Source organism: Spirosoma aerolatum (assembly GCF_002056795.1).
Taxonomy (GTDB): Bacteria; Bacteroidota; Bacteroidia; order Cytophagales; family Spirosomataceae; genus Spirosoma; species Spirosoma aerolatum.
The window spans coordinates 1,049,464-1,070,929 of sequence record NZ_CP020104.1; the positions used below are offsets into that span (position 1 = coordinate 1,049,464).

A 21,466-nucleotide genomic window follows, 5' to 3' on the forward strand; every position below is an offset into this window, starting at 1 on the left:
GTTATGAGTTGAGGAGCCTGATTACTGCCGGGCAGCCGATTTGATGGCTTTTTTGATGCGCAGGTAGGTACCACATCGGCAGATGTTGCCACTCATGGCCGCATCGATGTCGGCATCGCTCGGATTCGGATTGGTTTTGAGTAAAGAGGCTGCACTCATAATTTGGCCCGCCTGACAGTAGCCACACTGCGCGACATCGTGTTCGAGCCACGCTGTTTGTACAGGATGGTCGCCATTGGCCGACAGACCTTCGATGGTCGTAATGGCCTGATTGCCTACAACCGAAACCGGAAGCTGACAGGAGCGAACGGCGTTGCCATCCAGGTGGATGGTGCAGGCTCCACACTGAGCCATACCGCAGCCGTACTTGGTGCCTGGTAAATCGAGATGGTCGCGCAGGACCCAGAGCATGGGCGTCGATGGGTCTACATCAACCAGCCTGCTTTTTCCGTTGATTTTTAAGCTGAATTTTGCCAATGTTTTTACGCGTTTAAGGGATGTCGGTTAACTATTTTTGAATTTCATCGGACTTACCTGCATGTGTTTTTTGAAGAAGTTGTTGAAGTGGGTCACCTCGGTAAAACCCAATGCATAGGCAATGTCGGATACAGGCCAGGTACTCTGTTTCAGTAGCATTTTAGACTCCTGTAAAATTCGCTCGCCAATGAGTTGCGAGGTCGTTTTCTGCGTGGTTACTCGAACGGCCCGGTTTAAGTGATTAACATGCACATTCAACTGAGACGCAAAGTCGGATGGGGACCGAAAGGCTACTTGCTGATGGGTATCGTCAAGCGGGAATTGTCGCTCCAGCAATTCCAGAAATAAGGCTGCAATTCGTTCCGATGCCTTGATGGCCTGTTTGGTGAAGGTCGATGTCGGCTGCATCTTCATCGCGAAATGCAGCACCTCGAACACCAGGTTTCGTAGCACGTCATATTTATGGATGTAGTCGGAACGGATTTCGGTAAACATACGCTCGAAAATCGGGTGAAGCTGACTCACCTGCTCATCCGTCAGCTCAAAGACGTGCGTGCCGTTCGGCTGAAACACATCGTACTGGCTCAGATTGCCGAACTGACTAAAAAAATGGCGATTAAAAATGCAGTAATATCCTTCCCGAACGGTATCCAGGTGTTCCCATTTGTAAGGAATGTGCGGATTGGAGAAGGTGAGGGCCTGTTTTTTTACCGCTACGACTTTGTCGGCATAATGCACCTGACTATGGCCGATTACCAGCATGACCTTGTAGTAATCCCGCCGTTTGTAGGGTACCGGTTTTGCTTTTCCATCGACCAGTGGTTCGAGACGAATTACGTTGAAATGCCCAATCTCATGCCGAATGGGATTGGGTATCCAATGGAAAGCTTCTTCATCAAACTTTCGCTTATATAATTCGTCTATCGTTTCGATGTCGTTCATCGGTAGTGTTTGTCGTAACGAGGGCAACTATATGTACCTTTACTGCCTGCCCTAAATAGGTGTTGCGAAAATTACGAATGCGATTAATGTGCTTGTTGTCAGTATGTTATTCGTAAAGGCACTTGGTAGCAAAGCGCTACTGGTTTATTGGTCAGCCCAGTCAGGGTTTTGACTACTAAATTACTTGTATCTAGCCTCGCCACCTTACTATTTTCAAATAAGGAATTACAAAATTCAAACAACCTGATGCCGAATTATTTGTGCATGAGTAGGCTGTTTTGCCTACAGCCCGTTCGTGTAGAGCAAATCAAGGAAAGAATTAAGTTAATGGGCTCGAATTTAGACGAACAACCGCTAACGGCTCCTACAAAACATCTTGCTTAGAAGTAATGCAGTTTGTCGGGAAAAGTAGTTGTTGGTCGAAAAGAAAGTAGGGCTTCCCCGAATATTCTGTACAGCGTAGTTCGGTAAAACCGTGCCTGGTGGTTGTTGGTATTATGCTATTTTTTCTGAAACGATTGATGAAATTATCGGCGACTGTTTCTTTTAGAAGGTAAAGGCTGATCGGTAGCCTTACATCTACTTCATACAGATTTTTATGATTCGTCTGGATCACAAGGGAGCCATTTTAGGACTGGTGGTAAGTAGCGTACTTGGAGCGGGTATGATCACGAGCGAAGGCCCAATAACGACGGGTAAGGATTGGCCCAATTACGGAGGCAATAAAGCCGGAAATCGCTATTCGCCACTGGACCAGATCAATACCCAAAACGTAGCGAGCTTAGCAGTAGCCTGGATGTACGATGCTTCTGAAAAACCGGACGCTAACGGGCGTCGGCCTGATCGGGCCATTCAGTGTCAACCCATTGTGGTGAATGGCGTTTTGTACGGGACTACGCCCGATCTAAATCTGTTTGCCCTGAAGGCTGGAACGGGTGAGCAACTCTGGCGCTTTGAACCATCACGCAATGATCGGCGCAATTCCAATCGCGGGGTGGTATACTGGGAGAATGGGTCCGACAAACGAATTCTCTACACCGTAGGGTCAAGCCTGTATGCCGTCAATGCCGAAACGGGTAAATCCATTGCCAATTTTGGTACAGAAGGCAAGGCCGATTTGCATGCGGGGCTACAAACTAACCTAGACCATGATGTAAGTAAGCTATCTGTCAATGCAACTTCGCCGGGAATCGTATATCGTAATACGTTCATTATCGGGTCAAGTGTATCCGAATCGGGTGATGCAGCCCCTGGTCATATTCGGGCGTTCGATGTGGTCACCGGCAAACTGAAATGGGTGTTTCATACGATTCCGCAGCCAGGCGAGTTCGGTTATGACACCTGGCCGAAAGATGCCTACCTGAAAATCGGGGGCGTCAATAACTGGAGTGGGATGGTACTCGATGAACGAAGGGGAGTCGTCTATTTCGGAACTGGCTCGCCTGCATCCGATTTTTACGGGGGCGACCGCAAAGGCCAGAATCTGTTTGCCAATTGCATTATGGCGCTGGAAGCCGAAACAGGCAAGATGAAATGGTATTATCAGACCATCCATCATGACCTTTGGGACCGGGATCACCCTTGCCCACCCAATCTGATTACCTTGCATCGCCCTGGCCCAGACGGTAAACCCCGGCGCGTAGATGCGGTCGTGCAGACCACTAAAGACGGACTAGTGTACGTGCTGGATCGGGATAAAGGAACTTCCCTGTTTCCGATAGATGAACGGAAGGTGCCCATCAACGGCTTACCTGGCGAACATCCCTGGCCGACGCAGAAATTTCCTCGTAAACCACTCCCACTAACCCGGCAGGTGTATACCGAAGCGGATATTACCGACCTGTCGCCAGAAGCGCATGCGTATGTAAAGGAGCGGTATCTTAGGCTAAAAACGGACAATAAATTTGCCCCGCCATCCGAAAAAGGTACGCTGCTGTTCGGCTACAGTGGAGGGGCCGAATGGGGCGGCAATGCCATCGACCCGTCAGGAATTCTTTATCAGAACGTAAACGAAGACCCCTGGGAGCTGATTATGACTAAACGAGCCGATCTGGCACAGCGCAATACCCCTGTTACGGCGGGCAATGCGTTGTACATCGCGAACTGTGCCACCTGTCACGGGCAGGATCGGCGTGGCAGTGGCCCCGAGTTACCGTCGCTCATCGATATTGGGAAAAAGCGGTCGGCCGATGAAATTAAAACCTTGCTGAAAACCGGGAGCGGTCGGATGCCCTCGTTCGGCCATCTGTCGGAGAAAGATCGGGATGCGCTCGTTAGTTTCCTGCTGAACACCGAAAGCGGATTAGCTAAGGTAGCGCAGGCTTCGGCTGCTACACCCGTTACCGGTAGCAACAATGGCTTCCCGTATGTGCCTGCTTATGTAAGCAAGGTGTGGCAGCGCTTTACCGATCAAGAAGGCTATCCGGGCATTAAACCACCCTGGGGCACATTGAACGCTATTGACCTGAACACGGGCGATTACCTCTGGCGGGTTCCGTTGGGTGAGTACCCCAAACTGGCGAAGAAAGGCATTCCTACCACAGGAACTGATAGCTATGGCGGCCCATTGGTTACGGCAGGTGGCCTGGTCTTTATTGCTGGAACGAAAGATGAAAAGATTCGGGCCTTCAACAGGAAAACGGGTAAGGTAGTTTGGGAATACCAGCTTCCGGCGGGTGGTTTTGCAACGCCCATCAGCTACGAGGTGAGCGGAAAACAATACATCGTGATTGCCGCTGGGGGCGGTAGAGGCCAGAAAATCGGTGGAAACTACATCGCCTTTGCCCTCAAATAGCCTTTGTACCGTCTGTTAGGGTGTATTTTGTCTTTCGTGGTGTCAGGTTCTTAAACCTGACACCCAAAGGCAGCCTCTTTTTACTCAAATAACCTCTGTGTTGCACAAACCCACCGCTTGTTAAGTAGATTAGTGCAAATACATTAGGTTATTTCTGTCATCCCGAGGAACGAGGGATGACAGAAACGTCCTTGTAGCATACTCTAAACTATTTTCGTTTGAGTACTTAACGGGCGTATTTTGTCTGCATCGACCGGATGAACTTCAGGCCGTTTTCGGCAATATCCCATGGGCTGCTGAATTCCCGCCAGACGTTGATCGAATTGGCGAAGTCAATGTCGTTGCGTGTAAAGGCTTCAATCGTCATCCAGCCCTGGTAGTTGATCTCGGCCAGCGTTCGGAAGGTATCGTCCCAGGGAATATGTCCGTCACCGGGCGTACCTCGGTCGTTTTCGCTGATATGGACGTGGGCCAGATACGGAGCAATTGTTCGAATGGCATCCGGGAAGCGTTTTTCTTCCATGTTGGCGTGGTGCGTATCGAACATGGCCCGCACATTTGGGTGATCAGTCCGGCGGACCAGCTCGGCCAGTTGTTCCATCGTGTTGCAGAGGTAGCATTCGAAGCGGTTGAGCGCTTCGGGCGTCAGCACAATACCAGCCTGCCGGGCATAATCGCCAACCGTATGTAGCACTTCGGCACTGCGGTCGTACTCTTCGGGCTGGGGTTCACGACGGGTGAACGTGGCAAAAGCCGAATGAAAGGGGCCGCAAATGACCGATGCGCCCATTGCGTGTGCCCGGTCGACTACCCCTTTCAGATGCTCCACGGCCTGTTGTCGTATACTGGCCGATTCGCTGGCCGGATTGGTATCGGGACCTACCACTGTTACGCAGGTACTTTGCAGGCCCGTCTGCTTTAAATGGTCGCCAAACTTCTGGTAAACAGCCACATCCTGCGTATCGATAAAACATTCGACACCATCGTAGCCAATTGCTTTCAGCCGATCGGCGATGGGGTTCATTTGTTCGGAGATGGCCGCCGTCCAGACCAGCAGGTTGAAGCCAACTGGCGATAGAGGTTTGGGTGTAGAAGCGGATGAGGAATCGGATAATGACATAGGATAAAGGGGAATGAATCCAGTTTTATTTCTCCAGCGGATGCTCTTTCAGCAACTGAGTGGGGGTATAAAAGTCCTTCTTTTGTTGCGTGGCTAATCGTACCTTTTTAACATTCTCGGGCAGGACCGCCGGGGCTTTGTTGCCGAAGGAGTTTCGGACATAAGTAAGCACAGCCGCCACTTCCTGATCGTTCAGTAAACCACCAAAGGGTGTCATAGGTACCTGGCCGGGATAGTTTTTTCCAGCGACCTCTATGGGACCCATCAGCCCTTTCAAGGCGATTTTGATCAGACGGTCTTCACTGCCCGTCACCCAGTTGGTTCCCGCCAGCGGAGGGAAGCCCGAAGCGGCCAGTCCCTTTCCATCGGCCTGGTGGCAGGTAATGCAGTACCCTTCCTTGGCAAAAATCTGTCGGCCCTGGGTGTACAGGTCCAGTTCTTTCCCTTTCAGGCTGGATGTCACGGTGATCTCCTTTTTCTTTTTCACATTTTCGCCTTTCAGGTGAGCCACCGCTGTTTCGTAAGCAGGCATCATCCAGTCGTCCAGCGGTTTTTTGGCTGCTTCGGCCAGAATGGGCAATCCTTTTTCCTTGCCAATCCAAGAAGCTGCTACGATAGCCGCCAGGCGAACCCGACTATTCTCATCTTTAGCCGCCTGCATCAGCAAGTTTGCCTGATCGGCTACCTGATGCCCCGTATACCGTACCACCTGAACAGCGGCTGCACGGGCATGGTAGTCTTTCGCTTTCAGTACCTGGCGGAGTAGGTTCTGGTCGACTTTGTCCATTCCCCAGCTTACCCACAGCCCTTCCAGCAGGTGATGCTCGTAGCGAGGATCGTTCTTATCCAGTTTTGCTACCCAGCTTTTCAACTTCGATAGTACTTCAGACGCATCCCGTCCGCGCAGTTCCCGCCGAGTCCGATAGCGGGTACGATACTCAGGCAGTTTGAGGTTGTCCAATAGCTCCTCTACGCTGGCTCCATCAATGTGGGCTGGTGTTACCAATGGGCGTGACGGATAGGTGATGCGATACACCCGGCCATGCGAATGATCGCGCAGGGGATCGCGGGCGTTGTGCTGCATATGACCAATCAGGATGTTGTGCCAGTCGATCAGATACAGCGAGCCGTCGGGCGCAAATTCCATGTCGACGGGTCGGAAATTCCGGTCATCGCTCACCACCAGATCCATTCGGTGCTTGCTTTTGTAGCCGGTTCCGTCATCGACCAGCGTGTGCTCTTTGGTTCCCAGAAAACCGATGGTGTTGTTGATCAGAAAATCACCCTGAATGTCATCCGGGAAATGGCGGCTCGATACAAATTCCAGCCCTGATGTGGGACGTACCCGGTGCGCTTCCTCGATCAACTGTTTCGATTTGTCCGTTGCTTCGCCGTAGCGAGGCAGTACCGTCCCCGGCATCATCCAGCGCACATCGGGACTGGATGTTTCGGCAAAAAATGGCTGGCCCCAATCGTCGAAGGCAATACCCCATGGGTTTGGAATCGATAGCTGGGCCGTGCGTTCCAATTTATGAAGTTGGGGCGCATAGCGGTAAAAACCGCCGTTGGTCGCCCGAACGGGGCCGTAGGAGGTTTCGACATTGGTATGCAAAAACACCCCTTCGCCCGAATAGATGGCCCCTGATGGATCGACCGTAAAGGCGTGGCTGTTGTGGTGCGTATCGTGGTCGTCGTAACCACTCAACAGGATTTCAACCTTATCGGCCTTATCATCGCCATTGGTGTCGGTAAATAGTTTGAGATTAGTCCCCTGTGAAACGTAGACACCTTCTTTGGCGATCTCGAAGCCCAGCGGCAGGTGCAGCTTATCGGCAAAAACGGTTTGCTTATCGGCTTTGCCATCGCCATTGGTATCTTCCAGAATAATGATTTTATCGTTGGGTTTTGGATCGCCCGGTTTGTAGTGGGGGTAGCTGGGCATACAGGCCACCCAAAGCCGCCCTTTGTTGTCGAACGACATCTGCATGGGTTTGGCCAGATCGGGGAACTCCTGCTCCGAGGCAAACAGTTCGATCTTATAACCAGCGGGTACTTTTAGTTTGCTCAACGCATCCTGGCCATAAAGGTAGGTCAGGCTCCCGTTTTTTTCGGGATTAAAGTTGGTTTTCACCGTTGGGAGCTGGCGGGTACGCTCATCGGCTGCAGCAATATCCATCCGTTTGCCTTCGGAAGCCGCCTGCCAGACGGCCGTATCCCGAATGGCGGTCATTTGCCGAATCTTTTCAATTTCGGCGGGGTAGTTGTCCGGCCCGAACGGATTATACCGACGCCCATACACGTGAACGCCGTTTGGAATTTTATAGTCGTTGTGCCACATCCAGTTCTTTTCCAGTACCGCTTCCTGAACGAAGGCCCGGTTGGCTTCGGCCTGGGCAGCTGTTTGCCCGAACAGTTGATCGGCTAGTAACAGGCTCAGTTTTTTATAGCCTGCTTCGTTCAATTGCGACCCGTCGATGGTGAGGGGTTCGGGAGTCGCTTCGTACCAAGCCAGCGAGGGCGTAAAGGCGTCCACAAAAAGTACCTTGTTCTGTTGCGCCACCTCTTTCATACCTTCGGTATAGAGCCGGAGGTTTTCATTCTCTTTCTTGCCATTCGGCAGGTCGTAGGTAGCCGATAAATCTTCAAAGGCAATGGGCGAAACCAGGGCCAGTTGGGGAGCCGTTACGCCATTGTATTTCTGACTCAGCGTCCATTTTATAAAGGCGTCGAGTTCGGCTTTGTAATTGGCCAGCCCTTCTTTGCCCTGAAACGACTCGTTATAGCCAAAAAAGGCGACAATCACATCGGTTTTCAGACGGGTAAGCCACTGGTCGGGGGTTTCGAAATGGCCTTCGCTTTCGGAATTGTTGGCCAGTTCGGTCTGGAATTTTTCAGCTCCGGGAAAGGCCCAGGGGGCAAATCGGCTGGCGTGTGGCCGGAATCCAGGCGTGTCGCCACCATCGCACATATTGCGGATAAACAGCTGATAAGCGGGATAACGAACCTGGAGTTCGGTCTCGAACAGTCCATAGTTCATCATTCTGGACCCCAGATTATTACCGATCAGGCTAATATGCGTGTCTTTTTTGAGTTGGATGGGCGGTTCATCAGTCGGGTAGTGCTTCCGCTGAAACGCACTCATGGGCATGATGAGAAAACCCACCATCGCAAACAGGGTATAAACGCTGGTTTTTCGGGCTACGAATGGTCGCATACGATCAGTATATCAGGGATTTAAGGATGGCCATAGGGTACGTTGATGTTAATCTTACCTTTCCAGCGTGTGGGCACGGGTAAGCCTAGATCCCAGTGAATGGCATTGATTACCAGCCGCTGGAAGGCTTCGACCTGAAAATCTTCGGGATGGCCCAGCGTAGTCATAAAGGCCTTGCCGCCCCACTCATTTTTCCAGGTCCAGGCTACCGGGTTGTCGATAGCTTCTTTATCGGGATTGACCGATTTCCCCATCAGCAGCCAGGTAGCGCCTTTGGCGGGGTAGTCGGGCCGTACCCGATACAGCCAGGAGGCTACATGAAAGCTGGGAGCCACACCGGTCAGAATTGGGTTTTTAGCTGCTTCAGGAATGATGGTCACATCGGTCGTACTCTTGTGGCCGTAGTGCGTGTGGGCGGCTTTGCCCCCCCAGCCCGGAGGTGCTCCGAAAGCAAACTCCCCGAAGGCATTCCACCGGATACGTGGGTCGCCTTCCGGGTAATTGAAGGCATGAGTGGTGGTGCGGAAACCCATCACCGGCTTACCGGATTTGAGATAGGCGTCGATGTAATCGAGCTGTTGCTGAGGGAGTTGTCGCCAGCGAAGAAAGAATACTGCCAGATCGGCTTCGCGCAGGGCTTCCAGGCCTGGAATGTCTTTTTCGCCATTATAGTCGGGATAGGCTTTGAGGACTTTGGTGCGCATGCCATAATTTTTCTCCAGTTCGGCGGCAATGAGCGGTAAGGTCAATTCGCCACTGTATTCATGATCGCCGGTCACAAATACCACCAGCGGTTTCTGAGGGGCGGCTGCGCTGACGGCTGATAGGGCACTCAGGCTGGCTAATCCGGTAATCGTTTGCAGAAAGGCTCTTCGTTTTGTTTTCACGGCTGTTCGTTTTAAATGTGTATAGGACACCGATTGCTATGACCTTTATGATTGGTTATGATCCGTGTAAATCATAAGAATCATAACAATCCGTGTTCTTTTCGTCGTTGCTCATTTCATGAACTGAGACAAATTGGCCTTCGTCACTAACTGAAACGGAATAAGCGTCTCCTTTTCGTAGGGTTGGCCTTTAATAATTTTTTCGGCCGTCTCGATGGCTTTTGAGCCTTGTTGCTGGGCATTCTGGAAAACGGTTGCATCCAGTGTGCCTTTCTGAACCGCCTGAAGGGCGTCGGGTATGGCGTCGATACTGACTACAACGACTTTATCTTTCAGACCCGCATCCGCCAGTGCCTTTGCCGCCCCCAATCCCATTTCGTCGTTCTGGGCGAAGACGGCATTGATCTGCGAACCATATGACTGAATCCAGTTCTCCATCAACGACATGGCCTTGGCGCGGTCCCACTCGGCGGTTTGGTGGGCAATCAATTTAATGTTTGGGTATTGCTTCAGGATTTCGCGGGCCCCCTGTTCGCGTTTGATCTGTGCTGCCTGACCCATATAGCCGTGCATCATAACGATGGTGCCTTTGCCACCCAGCTTGTCGGCAATAAATTTCATTGCAATCCGGGCCGACTCCACATCATCCGAACCCACAAAGGCCGAAGGTTTTGTACTGGTTTCCGAATTGACGTTGATGATTGGAATCTTGGCAGCTAAGGCTTTGGTAACGGCGGGTGAACTGGCTTCTACCTCGCAGGGGTTCATAATGATCGCGTCGACATGCTGGGCAATGAAGCTTTCGACCTGCTCTACCTGTTTCAGCGCCGACCGTTCGGCATCGACCGTGATCAGGTCAATCCCATCGGCTTCGGCCTTTTTAGCCATTTCATCATGAACATTGACAATAAACTCATTCTGCATACTGAGCATGGTAGCGCCAATCACCAGTTTTTTGCCGTCTCCGTTTTGGCTGCTTTCGCTGGTAGTGGATTGATTGCAGGCTACTAAGGTGCTAATCAGGCTGATTGTGAGGACTATGGATGAAATCGGCTTCATGGTAACTGGGACTATGGATGTTTAAGACCTGCGATATCTGCTAACATTACCCCCAACCCTCTAAAGGGGGCGTAGTTCCAAAACGAGCAAGGCCCCCTTTAGGGGTTGGGGGTAATGTTCTGCTATTCGTTTCTTATTTTCCAAAATTAACGACTCGGTTGATTGACGCTATCCAGTACAACCGCGCCGATGATAATGATGCCCATCACAACCTGCTGATAATAAGAGGTTACGTTGAGCAAATCGAGGCCATTGCTAATGACGCCGATGAGTAAGGCTCCAAGCAGTGTTCCGGTTATGGTGCCGGTTCCTCCCGAGGTGCTGGTGCCACCAATAATAGCAGCCGCAATCGCATCCAGTTCGAAACCCGCGCCCGCATTCGGCTGTCCCGTTGTAATGCGCGAGGTTAGCAGAATACCAGCCAAGGCTGCCAGGCCTCCACAGAGTGTGTAGACGATCATTTTGACTGTACCCAACTCAATACCAGAAGCTCGGGCCGCCTGTTCGTTACCACCTACGGCATACATATAACGACCTAACACGGTTTTTCGAAGCACGACTGTGCAGGCAATAAAGGCTACAATCAGAATGATAATCAGCGTAGGAATACCCAGAATTTTGCCTCCACCGATGAAATTGAAGGAGTCGGATAGATTAGAGACGGGACGACCTTTGCTGATAATCAGGGCTAAGCCACGGCCGATAGTCATGGTTCCTAAGGTAACGATAAACGGCGGAACTTTACTGCGGGTCACTACGAATCCGTTGAAAGCACCGAAGAGGAGTCCGGCCAGTAGCCCCACGGCGACCGGAACGATTACCGGGTACTCGTCGGGATGAGCAAACGTGGCGGCTACCACCCCCGTAACGGCTACCATCGATCCAATCGACAAATCGATACCCCCTGTAATGATGACAAACGTAACCCCAAACGCCAGCAGCGCATTGATGGAAACCTGCGTCACAATGATCATCAGATTCTGGATGGTCAGAAAGCGGGGAGTGGTGAGGGAGAGCGCCAGACAAACCGCGACAAACGCAATCAGGAGGCCGTATTTGCGAACTTCCTGTAGGCGCACCAGTAGTTTATATGACCCGCTATCCTTGTCGAAATAGCTGTTGAGATTGTTTTCCATGTATCTGTCGAAAAGGTGGGCTGTCAAACCTGCATCGCGTAGTGCATAACGACCTCCTGCGAAGCCTCCTGAGCCGATAGTTCAGCCGTTTGTTTGCCCTTCGCCATGACCAGTATCCGATCGCTCAGTCCCAAGAGTTCAGGAAGTTCAGACGAGATCAGGATGATAGCTTTACCCGCTTCTTTCAATTGGTGAATGAGTTTATAAATTTCAGCTTTCGCGCCAATGTCGATACCGCGTGTCGGTTCGTCAAGAATAATGATTGATGGGGAGGAAAGCAATATTTTGCCAATGACTACTTTTTGTTGGTTTCCCCCGCTCAAAAACGTGACGAATTGCTCAGGGCTGGCGGCCTTGATCCGCAGATCAGCCATTATACGATCGGCAACTGCCGACTCACTCGCTGCCCGAACCAGTCCGCCCTTGGCATGAACGGGTAAACTTGCCAGGGTTATATTCTCCCGTACCGATAACCGGGGAATAAATCCGAAGCCTTTCCGGTCTTCGCTCACGTAGCCAATGCCCCGCCGGATGGCGTCCTGTGGGGAACGTATATAGACTTGTTCTCCCCGGATATAAATCTGGCCACTATTGGGTTGGTCAAGGCCGAAAATAGTGCGGGCAACTTCGGTTCTGCCTGCCCCCATCAAGCCCCCAATGCCCAGCACTTCACCTTCGTGGACGGCAAAACTGATATTGGTAAACTGCCCATGACGACTTAATTGCTTCACCGACAGGATTTCCTTTCCCCGCTGGGTTGTAGACGCTGGAAACAGACTCTCAATTTTCCGACCCACCATCATTGTGATCAGCGTATCCATATCCAGTTCGGAAGCGGGTCGGGTGCCGATGTATTTGCCGTCGCGAAGTACCGTGATCGTATCGGCCAGAGCGGTAATTTCTTCCATCTTGTGTGAGATGTAGATAATCGCTACGCCTTTGGCTGTGAGGTCTTTAATCAGCCGAAAGAGGGTGGCGACTTCTTTTTCCGAAAGGGCTGAGGTCGGCTCATCCATGATGATCACCTTGGCGTTGTTGGAAATGGCCTTTGCTATTTCGACCATCTGCATCTGGGCCACGCTCAGGTACTTCATTTTGAGGTCAGGGTCGATTTGGATAGCCATCTCCCGGAGCAATGCAGCCGCCTGTTTCGTAAGCGTTCGATCATCCAGCCAGCTAAACAGTCTGCCCTTCGTTTCCCGACCCAGGAAAATATTCTGTGCGACGGTCAATTCAGGAACGACCAGCATTTCCTGATGAATCATAGATATGCCTTTTTTCATCACATCCCGGACATGAGCGGCCGTCAGTTCTTCCCCTTCGAAGATGATTTCTCCTGAGTCGGCAGGTAAAAGACCGATCAGAATCTTCATTAAGGTGGACTTTCCGGCCCCGTTCTCACCCATCAGCGCATGAACTTCTCCTTTGCGCACCGCCAACTGAACCTGATCGAGTGCTTTCACGCCCGAAAACGTTTTGGTTAGCCCGCTTACCTGAAGAATGTAATCGGAATTGGGATTCATAGGAAATGTACGCTGTCCTGAACAGCTATTTCGGCCTAGGCTAAACGATTGACCAGTTCATTGATCTGATCGGTATGGGAAAGCACTTCCAGTTCGACTGTATAGGATCGCTTTTCGCCGGGCTCTAAAAAAATAAGGGTTTGCTGTTCCCGCGCCTTCGCCTGACCAATGGGTGGGTGCGTGCTGGGTTCAATTCCGGTAACATACTCGCCTGTTCCCCAATGCTGCCAGTTCGTGAGCCAAGGTAGCTCGGCTTTCTGAAACCGCATGGCTACAGCTATGCCCAACATAGGATTGTACAGCCCGGCGCTACACTGGCCGTTCTGGTCGGGGGTGGCATCGATAAACGCAACGGCTTCGCCCGTACCGCTATGGCTATCGAGTGGAGCCGGACATGTACGGAAATCATATCCATCCCGGAAAATTTCAGCATTCATGCCACCCTCACGAGCCTGCCAGGGGCCCTTCCAGAGTAACTTGGTGCCTTCATCGACCAGTGGCCAGCCGAAGTTAAAATGATAAAGTAGCATGTGGGGAGCGGGTGTATTGGCCCGGTTCACCACTGCATCATGAATCCGAATAACGGGCTGGCCAAGGGTGCCGGAAATGGTTCGGGTCAACTCCAGACTTGGGCCAAATACCCTGGTTTCCATCATGCGCCCAGTAATACTCATATCCAGTTTCCCCATAGATGGGTCCGGCTGGCTGATCGATTCGATGGTGGCCGGAATGTTACTGATCTGGCCATGTAACCCCCGTTCGCCGTAGGCATCCTGTTCGGGGCCACCCACGTGCGATAGCCCGCAGGTAGTCAGCAACCCCCCGTTGAAGGTTCGCAGCCAGTCCAGTCCGCGTTCGGTAAATGGCTGGGGTGATGTAATGCCGGAATGACTTAGCCAGGCCAGACTATGCTGATTGTAAAAGGTATCGGCAATGTCCATCGCCCGGTCAAGAACCAGTTTGTACCGGAGGCCGCTTCCGGTATTGATCCAGGCTATTCGGGTTCCGCGACCCGCACCATTGTCAAGAACAGAGGTCTCGATGCCGCCAATCTGCGCTGGGTTCGAGATTTTGGTATACAAAGGTTGTAGTGCCAAAACAAAGCAGGGTAAATGTGAATGGTTACTTTACGTGTCATTAAAAGCCCCTGGAGAGCCGTAGCTACCCAACGAATTTGTCACGGTTAGGTCATTTCGGTTATTATTTTACGATAGACCATGAGGTAGTCTACTTCTATACTGTAGTTTCCGCTTGTTGTACTATACGCTACTGCGTTCGTTTATGGCAAACGTACTGGTCTGTAAACTTGGTCATGTAAGCAGCTGGGTAGGCCTCTAGCCAACAGGCGTTTGTAGTGGGATGGTATTGTTAAACGGAAAAGCACTGCTAGCTAAAGCTGTCAGTGCCTGGTCCTGTAAGGGGTTATGAGTATGATAGCGTAAACTAGGTCTCTTGGGCAACAGGCATGATTATTGGGTTACTAACTGCGTTTTAATGGGAGCCTGGTCGTCAATATCCTCACTGGCTGTTTTAAGGATAATATCGCCTGGCTTAACGTCGCCAAAAACCTGCGTTTGTCCAGCCGCATCGTCGCCTTTCTGAACCGTTGTCCGAATGGCTTTCCCATCCACGAGTTTCTGAATAAAGGTGCGTTCCATCGTACTGATAACGGCCGACTTGGGGACATAGACACTGCCTTCGCCTGATGAGGCCACCGGTAGTCGAACCGAAGCAAACATGCCGGGTTTCAGCTTGCCGCCTTTGTTCTGAAAGTCGATCTCAACCATCTCCGATCGGGTTTCGGGCCGTACACTATTGGAGATACGGTTAATTCGTCCCGTAAAGGTCTGATTGGGAAAGCTACGCACCGTAAACTGCACAGGGTTTCCAGTACGAATATCTCCCAGATAGGCTTCTGGGACAGCTATCCGTAGCCGGAGTCGGTCCAACTGTTTTATTTTCAGAATAGGTATGCCATTTTGCCCACCCGGCCCAACAAATGCTCCAGGCGATAGCCGACGATCGGTGATGACGCCCGTAAACGGAGCGGTTATTTTCAGATAACTCACTAACTGGTTTACAGAACTGTAGTGGGCATTCGCGGCCACTACGGCCAAACTATCCGAAATGGCTTTGGTACGGGACGATTCGAGATCGACTGGCGAGATGGCCCCAAGCGTACGGCTGGTACGTAACACCCGCAAAAACGTGGCTTTACTGGTGCCAAAAACCGCTTCGGCCGCTTTTACCTTCGAATAGGCTTCGGTCAGATTAGCCGTCAGTTCGGGGGCTTCCAGTTCAGCCAGAACCTGTCCCTTACGGACCTGATCGCCAATGTCGACATGCAGGGCTTTAACGTAGCTACTCACACGCGGATAAATATCGGTTTCGTAATAACTTTCCAGTTCGCCGGGCAGGTTTAGTTCCGATGTGGGTCGGGAAGTGGTTACCCGAATGGCTTCATAGCGGATTTCTTCGTCGGCTGGAGCTTCCTCCATTCGACTTTTTTCGGCCGACGAGTTACCGCACTGGCTTAGCAGGAACGTCATCCCGGCCATAAAAGTCAATTGGAAGCCAGATCGAAGCGCAGGATATAATTGCATGGTCTTGTTCGAAAGGTTAATAGGTTAAACTGGTTTGGTGAGCCTCCGTAGCGGCAACGGGTGTTCCGTCGTACACAGTACTGGTTGGGTCGTCGGGATCCAGTGACGGCGAATCGAAGGTTGTTTTTCGTTGAACAGCCGCAAACACGACGGGCAGGATCAGCAGCGCGGCCACAGTCGAAAAAAGCAATCCGCCAATTACGGCCCGGCCTAGGGGAGCCGTTTGCTCGCCCGATTCGCCAAGGCCACTGGCCATTGGAATCATCCCGGCAATCATGGCCAGGGCGGTCATTAGAATGGGCCGCAGACGAGCCGCTCCCGCTACGCGTGCAGCCGCCCGGGCATCGCGGTACCGAAGTCGCAGGGATTCGGCATTGGTTACCAGCAGCAGCGCGTTCGCCACCGATACCCCCACCGACATGATGATGCCCATGTACGATTGCAGATTCAGGGTCTGTCCCGTTACCAGTAGCAGCGTAAGGGCACCCGCCAGCACAGCGGGTATGCTCACAAGCACCACACTTGCCACTTTGAACGACTGGTAATTAGCGGCCAGCAGCAGAAAGATCACGACAATGGCTAATCCCAGACCGAATTGCAGGCTACTGAGCGTTTCCTGAAGCAGTTGCGCCAGTCCCCGCAGTTCTACCACAGAGCCTTTTGGAGGGTCGCCAGCCGCCGTAATTGCTGCCTGAACATCGCGGGTTGCCGTGCCCAAATCCCGGTTATTGATATTGGCCGATACCGTAATAATTCGTCGGGGCCCGATGCGGTCGTACTGACCTGGTACGGTGGTTGGCGTAATCGTAGCCACATCGCCGAGAGTGGGGCGAAGCTGCCCTTTTACGAGCGGAATGGCCTGGATATCGGCTACGGATTTCATCTGATCCTGTTCCAGTTGAATCTGCACCTGATACGCGAACCCTTTCGACTGGTCGAGCCATAGGTTTTTGGCTGTAAACCGGCTCGACGAGGTAGCCGCTACCAGCGACTTTGAAATTTCGTCTGTACTCAGCCCCAACTGAGCCGCCCGCTCACGGTCGACCTTTACCGAAACGGTCGGATAGCTAAGGGGTTGATTGATCCGTAGATCGCGTAAGTAAGGAATTTCGCGCAGCCGGGTTAGCAGCCGATTGGCGTAATGCTGACCTTCAGTCAGGTCTTTTCCCCCCACCAGAATTTCAATTGGTGTCTGGGCACCCTGGCTCATGATTTTGTCCGTCAGGTCGATCGGTTCGAACGACAGCCGGACATTGGGCATCTTCTGACGAATCCGCTGGCGAATCTGTTCTTTGAGCGCGTCCAGCGACTCAACTTTGTAGTCTTCAGACAGATTGACCTGTAATACGGCTTCGTGAGGGCCTGCATTGAATACGTACAGGGCGCTAGTGCCATAACTGGAGGGCGTCATTCCCACAAAGGCCGACGAAATCGCGATGTTCTGAGGACCAACGATGTCGCTGATCTGTTTGATAACCCGTTTGGTCAGTGCTTCGGTACGTTCAATTCGCAATCCCTGAGGTCCTACGATCCGTACCTGAAACTGGTGTGCATGATTTTGCCGGGGCATCATATCCTGGCCAATCTGGGTAAATCCAACCCCAATCAGGAGCGCACAAATCAGGGCATACACACCTATGACCAATGCGCGTCGGCCCATCATTTTATCAAGTAATCGTAAGTAGCTCAGCTTGAAGCGTTCGAAACCCGTTACTTTTTCAGGGTGTTTTTCTTCATAGTGCTCCTGTCGGGCTTCAGGCTGATTCGCTAAATCGGGCAGGATGCTCAGGTCATGCGGATGAGCGTGTTCATGATTTTTCAGCCACCAGTTAGCTACTACCGGCACAAACGTTTGCGACAGGATATACGATGCAATAATCGAAAAGCCTACCGATAGCGATAAAGGCAGGAACATCCCGCGCGGAACGCCATTCATCAGAAAAGCTGGGGCAAATACAGCCAGAATACACAAGGTAATGAGCAGTAGCGGGAACGACATTTCCTGACAGGCATCCAGAATAGCGCGGGCTTTGGGCTTGCCCATTTCCAGATGCTGGTGAATGTTTTCAATGACCACCGTTGCCTGGTCGACCAGAATCCCGATAGCCAGTGCCAGACCCGACAACGTCATGATGTTAATGGTTTGCCCGGTCAGGTTGAGGAGCAAAATGGCACTCAAGATGGATACCGGAATGGTCAGAATCACGATCAGCGAACTGCGCCAGTCTCCCAGAAAAAGCAACACCATCAACCCGGTTAGAATAGCGCCCAGCCCTCCCTCTACCGCCAGACTATGTACGGCCTGGGTGACGTAGACCGATTGGTCAAATTCATAGGAAAGCTGCACATCGTCGGGTAACAGGGCCTTCATTTCGGGCAGTTTGGCTTTCAAGGCTCTCACCACGCTCATCGTAGAGGCATCGGCACTTTTGGTGACGGGTATATACACCGACCGTTTTCCGTTAACCAGAGCGTACCCTACTGTTATATCTGTGGCATCCTCTACCGTGGCTACGTCGCGCAGAAACACCGTTGGTCCTACCCCTTTACGCAGTGGGATGTTCATAAACTCGCCCACCTTGTCGAGTACCGTATTACTGGGCGTCATGACCGTGTAATCGCCCATCTGAACGCTTCCTGCGGGCGAAATCTGGTTGTTCTTCACAACGGCCTGTACAATTTCATCCGGGGTCAGCTCGTAGCTGCGCATCCGTTCGGGATTTACTTTTACGACCACGGTTCGCTCGTTGCCACCGAATGGGGGAGGAGCCGATGCCCCTGGAATCTGAGAGAACAGGGGCCGAATCCGCGTCGACGCTAAATCCTGCATTTCGCCCAGCGAGGCCCGTCGGCTACTGAATACCAACTGCCCAACCGGCAAACTCGATGCATCGAACCGAACCACGGTGGGCGGTACAGTACCCGGCGGCAGGTAATTCATAACCCGGCTGACCTGATTGGCTACTTCGCCCGATACCTGCGCCATGTTGACATCTTCGTAGAACGAGCATTTGACCAGACAAAGGCCCTGAATGTTCTTTACTTCGACATTCTTGATGCCCGATACATACAGTAACTGGTTCTGATACCGGGTCGCAATGAAACCCTCCATCTGGGCGGGGGTCATACCGCCGTAGGGTTGGGCAATGTAAATGGTCGGAAGATTGAGCCGGGGGAAAATATCGACCGGGATACTGAGCAGTGCCAGTACCGCAAACAGGACAATGCCGGCCAGGGCAACGAGTACGGTAATGGGTTTGGCTAAGGCAGCTTTGATCATGACAGTTGAGTTAGTGGGGAAGTTGTTGCAGGAAAGAGTCCAGATCACCAGCCGTAGCGGCCCGTAGCAATAAGGCTCGCCATACACTGCTGGTAACCAGCGCCTGATCGACTTCGGCCCGGTTCAATAGCGTACTGGTTTGAGTCAGCGCCTGAATATTGTCCAACCCCGATTCGTACCGCGCCTGGGCCTGGATATACGCCTGTTTGGCAGCATCCAGTTGTAGAGGAGCCTGCTGCGCACGAGCCTGAGCCAGTTCGAGTTGCAAAACAGCATTCTGGCTCGCAGCCTGTATGCCTAGCGCCTGCTGGTCGTATAGCTGCTGACTGGCATTGATCCGTTCCCGCTGGGCCGACACGGCATATTTAGTACGCCATAAATCAGTTGGGCGCCAGATGGCCGTTAGCCCCAAAATGTAATTGTAGGAGCGCAAGGGCAAACCAGCACCCAGCGAAGGGTCGATCCGAAACGTACCGTCTGACTGCGCCTGTTCGCTGATACCGGAACCGCGCCCCTGAAGAGAACCAAGTACCGAGATCGATGGCAGAGCACTGGCCTTCAGTAAGGTTTCGCTGGCTCGTCCCAGGTCGATGTTCTTCTGGTAGACCCGTAGCTGAGGATGCAGCGCCGGGTTGCTGCCAGGCATAGCGGGCATCTGCGGAAGTTGGTTGTAAAACACCAGCGAATCCAGTTGAATAGTTGGATTGGGCAGCCCAATTAGTTCGGTGAGCCGAAGCACCTGCTGTTGAGCCATTTGCTGGCTTTCCAATACCTGCAAACGGGCGCGGGCCACTTCAGTATTGGCTACCGAACTGTCGATACCTGGGCGCAGACCTCCTTCGGTGCTGGCCCGAATTATGCGTTGAAGTTCCTGCGCCCGCTGAAGGTTGGCCCGCTGCAAGGCGACTGATTTCTGAGCATTGAGGGCCAGGAGATACGCATCGCAAACGCGCACCTGATGGGTGAACAGTTCACCCTCGTAATCGGCCTGTGCCTGTTCGACGGCTAACCGTGCCTGACTGCGCCGTGCCTCCCGACGACCGAATGTAATGGCCTCCCAGTCTACAACCAGCGAAGCACCACTGGTCCAGGCGGCCTGGCTATTAAATCCGTCTGTGCGTACTCCAGATATGGGCAATAAAAGACCTCCATTGGAGACGTAGGCCCCTCGGACCTGATTGGAGGTGGCATTCAGCGTCTGTGCCTGAACACCCGCCTGAGGCAGCAAAGCCATAGCCAACGCCTGAGCATCAGCTTCCGTAGCCCGGATGTTGGCTAATTTTCCCCGTAAGGTAGGGTAATTTGTCCGGGCTAAGTCCAGCGCTTTGGACAAGGTAAGTTGATTGGATAGGGGCGAAGACGGGCTACCTGATTGAGCCAAACTTTGACTTATCCAGCAACTGGTTAGAACCGCTATGAACCAATAGTGTCGTTTATCTCCGCTGAGCATGAGCCTATTTCGATGAATAAGGCCAAAGCTAGGAAGCCAATATTAGAGCCAGATTAGAGCCAGATTAGTTAGTATTAGAGCCGATTTTCTGCTAGTTTTTACGCCTGGCCCAACAGATCAAGTCCTGCCCTGAATAGGGGCAGGACTTGATCTGTTGGGCATATCCGCTTTATTGTACGGGTACCTGGGAGGCCGCTTCAATAATGAAAGCCGCTACTTTCTCAGGCTGAGATACCATAGGTACGTGACTGGTTTTGAGGGTAAGGGTTGTTGCGTTGATCTTCTTCGCTAATGTCTGTTGCAGATCGGGATTGATCATGCGGTCTTCACTGGCCGCAATGTACCAGGAGGGCTTGGTTTCCAGGCCGCTTTAGAAATTTTATCCCCCAATGCGTTGACCGACCACGGGCCTTGTGTAGCGAATAGCAGGCGGGTTTCCGCTTCTGACAGATCCTGAGCAAAATCGTCTTTGATTCCTTTGGCCGTCAGAGAAAGAAAGCCAGCCGCATCGGGCCTGATTTCCGCAGTGCCCGGTGCTGGAGGGGCTGCCTGACCCATCTCGCCAAAAGACTGTCCTTCATCAGGCGCGCCAGCCGCCACGTAAACCAAGCCTGCCACTTTGGGATCGTTACCTGCTTCGGTGATTACGGCGCCACCCCACGAATGGCCAACCAAAAGTACGGGGGCATTTTGTAAGGCAATGGCCCGTTTGGCGGCTGCTACGTCGTCGGTCAGCGAGGTTAGGGGATTTTGCACGGCAATAACGGTATGTCCTTTGGCTTCCAGCAGCGGAATTACTTTGGACCAGCTTGATCCATCGGCAAAGGCACCATGAACGAGCACCACATGGGTTACGCCCGTTTTGGTCAATTGAGCGTCTGCTCCTGAGAGGGTTAAAAGGCTCATACTGATGGCGGTTAGTGCGCTAAGAGCGCGGTTGACTGTGTACATGATTGTGTTTGGTTAAAAGTGAGGTTGAGA

15 protein-coding genes are annotated in these 21,466 nt (G+C 52.3%); 1 reads left to right on the plus strand and 14 read right to left on the minus strand.

Annotated features, from left to right (window positions below):
- Positions 1-21: 21 nt before the first annotated feature.
- Together B5M13_RS04350 and B5M13_RS04355 are read right to left on the minus strand one after the other, a co-directional pair.
- Entirely contained in the window at positions 22-477 is a 456-nt protein-coding gene (locus B5M13_RS04350; RefSeq protein WP_080054469.1) for a (2Fe-2S)-binding protein, read from the minus strand.
- Positions 478-504: 27 nt separating this feature from the next.
- Complete coding sequence (locus B5M13_RS04355; RefSeq protein ID WP_080054470.1) at positions 505-1,419, minus strand: helix-turn-helix domain-containing protein; 915 nt, start codon at positions 1,417-1,419, stop codon at positions 505-507.
- A 598-nt stretch (positions 1,420-2,017) separates the two neighbouring features.
- On the opposite strand from B5M13_RS04355, the gene B5M13_RS04360 reads away from it, so the two are divergent.
- The gene (locus B5M13_RS04360) at positions 2,018-4,213 is read left to right on the plus strand and encodes an outer membrane protein assembly factor BamB family protein (protein WP_080054471.1); all 2,196 of its coding nucleotides are present in this window, start codon (positions 2,018-2,020) and stop codon (positions 4,211-4,213) included.
- Between the two features lie 226 nt (positions 4,214-4,439).
- Here the strand turns inward: B5M13_RS04360 and B5M13_RS04365 are convergent, their stop codons facing one another.
- The 12 genes from B5M13_RS04365 to B5M13_RS04415 form a co-directional block, all read right to left on the minus strand.
- Positions 4,440-5,333 carry a sugar phosphate isomerase/epimerase family protein gene (locus tag B5M13_RS04365; protein ID WP_080054472.1) on the minus strand — a complete coding sequence of 298 codons (894 nt, stop codon included), beginning with the start codon at positions 5,331-5,333 and terminating at the stop codon, positions 4,440-4,442.
- Between the two features lie 25 nt (positions 5,334-5,358).
- Positions 5,359-8,547: a PVC-type heme-binding CxxCH protein gene (locus B5M13_RS04370; protein WP_080054473.1), complete on the minus strand. Its 3,189-nt coding sequence runs from the start codon at positions 8,545-8,547 to the stop codon at positions 5,359-5,361.
- A 20-nt stretch (positions 8,548-8,567) separates the two neighbouring features.
- Positions 8,568-9,434 carry a ThuA domain-containing protein gene (locus tag B5M13_RS04375; RefSeq protein ID WP_080059793.1) on the minus strand — a complete coding sequence of 289 codons (867 nt, stop codon included), beginning with the start codon at positions 9,432-9,434 and terminating at the stop codon, positions 8,568-8,570.
- A 111-nt stretch (positions 9,435-9,545) separates the two neighbouring features.
- On the minus strand, positions 9,546-10,493 hold the full coding sequence (locus B5M13_RS04380) for a sugar ABC transporter substrate-binding protein (RefSeq protein WP_080054474.1): 948 nt from the start codon (positions 10,491-10,493) through the stop codon (positions 9,546-9,548).
- Positions 10,494-10,639: 146 nt separating this feature from the next.
- On the minus strand, positions 10,640-11,629 hold the full coding sequence (locus B5M13_RS04385; RefSeq protein ID WP_080054475.1) for an ABC transporter permease: 990 nt from the start codon (positions 11,627-11,629) through the stop codon (positions 10,640-10,642).
- Positions 11,630-11,652: 23 nt separating this feature from the next.
- Positions 11,653-13,152, minus strand: a complete 1,500-nt coding sequence (locus B5M13_RS04390; RefSeq protein ID WP_080054476.1) for a sugar ABC transporter ATP-binding protein — start codon at positions 13,150-13,152, stop codon at positions 11,653-11,655.
- A 35-nt stretch (positions 13,153-13,187) separates the two neighbouring features.
- Entirely contained in the window at positions 13,188-14,249 is a 1,062-nt protein-coding gene (locus B5M13_RS04395) for an aldose 1-epimerase family protein (RefSeq protein WP_080054477.1), read from the minus strand.
- Positions 14,250-14,621: 372 nt separating this feature from the next.
- On the minus strand, positions 14,622-15,755 hold the full coding sequence (locus B5M13_RS04400; RefSeq protein WP_080054478.1) for an efflux RND transporter periplasmic adaptor subunit: 1,134 nt from the start codon (positions 15,753-15,755) through the stop codon (positions 14,622-14,624).
- Positions 15,756-15,771: 16 nt separating this feature from the next.
- Positions 15,772-19,035 carry an efflux RND transporter permease subunit gene (locus tag B5M13_RS04405; RefSeq protein WP_080054479.1) on the minus strand — a complete coding sequence of 1,088 codons (3,264 nt, stop codon included), beginning with the start codon at positions 19,033-19,035 and terminating at the stop codon, positions 15,772-15,774.
- A gap of 10 nt (positions 19,036-19,045) precedes the next feature.
- A complete protein-coding gene (locus B5M13_RS04410; RefSeq protein ID WP_080054480.1) occupies positions 19,046-20,485 on the minus strand; it encodes a TolC family protein in 1,440 nt (479 codons plus the stop codon).
- A gap of 169 nt (positions 20,486-20,654) precedes the next feature.
- A complete protein-coding gene (locus tag B5M13_RS34510; protein WP_317046982.1) occupies positions 20,655-20,804 on the minus strand; it encodes a hypothetical protein in 150 nt (49 codons plus the stop codon).
- Positions 20,801-21,436 carry an alpha/beta fold hydrolase gene (locus B5M13_RS04415; RefSeq protein ID WP_317046983.1) on the minus strand — a complete coding sequence of 212 codons (636 nt, stop codon included), beginning with the start codon at positions 21,434-21,436 and terminating at the stop codon, positions 20,801-20,803. The genes B5M13_RS34510 and B5M13_RS04415 overlap by 4 nt, the downstream gene beginning before the upstream one ends.
- Positions 21,437-21,466 lie beyond the last annotated feature (30 nt).

Excerpts from the sequence above, each read along its gene's own strand:
- B5M13_RS04415 (WP_317046983.1), bottom strand. The coding sequence starts at position 21,436 with ATGTACACAGTCAACCGCGCTCTTAGCGCACTAACCGCCATCAGTATG.
- B5M13_RS04365 (WP_080054472.1), bottom strand. The coding sequence starts at position 5,333 with ATGTCATTATCCGATTCCTCATCCGCTTCTACACCCAAACCTCTATCG.
- B5M13_RS04400 (WP_080054478.1), bottom strand. The coding sequence starts at position 15,755 with ATGCAATTATATCCTGCGCTTCGATCTGGCTTCCAATTGACTTTTATG.
- B5M13_RS04380 (WP_080054474.1), bottom strand. The coding sequence starts at position 10,493 with ATGAAGCCGATTTCATCCATAGTCCTCACAATCAGCCTGATTAGCACC.
- B5M13_RS34510 (WP_317046982.1), bottom strand. The coding sequence starts at position 20,804 with ATGATCAATCCCGATCTGCAACAGACATTAGCGAAGAAGATCAACGCA.
- B5M13_RS04370 (WP_080054473.1), bottom strand. The coding sequence starts at position 8,547 with ATGCGACCATTCGTAGCCCGAAAAACCAGCGTTTATACCCTGTTTGCG.
- B5M13_RS04385 (WP_080054475.1), bottom strand. The coding sequence starts at position 11,629 with ATGGAAAACAATCTCAACAGCTATTTCGACAAGGATAGCGGGTCATAT.
- B5M13_RS04405 (WP_080054479.1), bottom strand. The coding sequence starts at position 19,035 with ATGATCAAAGCTGCCTTAGCCAAACCCATTACCGTACTCGTTGCCCTG.
- B5M13_RS04410 (WP_080054480.1), bottom strand. The coding sequence starts at position 20,485 with ATGCTCAGCGGAGATAAACGACACTATTGGTTCATAGCGGTTCTAACC.
- B5M13_RS04355 (WP_080054470.1), bottom strand. The coding sequence starts at position 1,419 with ATGAACGACATCGAAACGATAGACGAATTATATAAGCGAAAGTTTGAT.
- B5M13_RS04360 (WP_080054471.1), top strand. The coding sequence starts at position 2,018 with ATGATTCGTCTGGATCACAAGGGAGCCATTTTAGGACTGGTGGTAAGT.
- B5M13_RS04390 (WP_080054476.1), bottom strand. The coding sequence starts at position 13,152 with ATGAATCCCAATTCCGATTACATTCTTCAGGTAAGCGGGCTAACCAAA.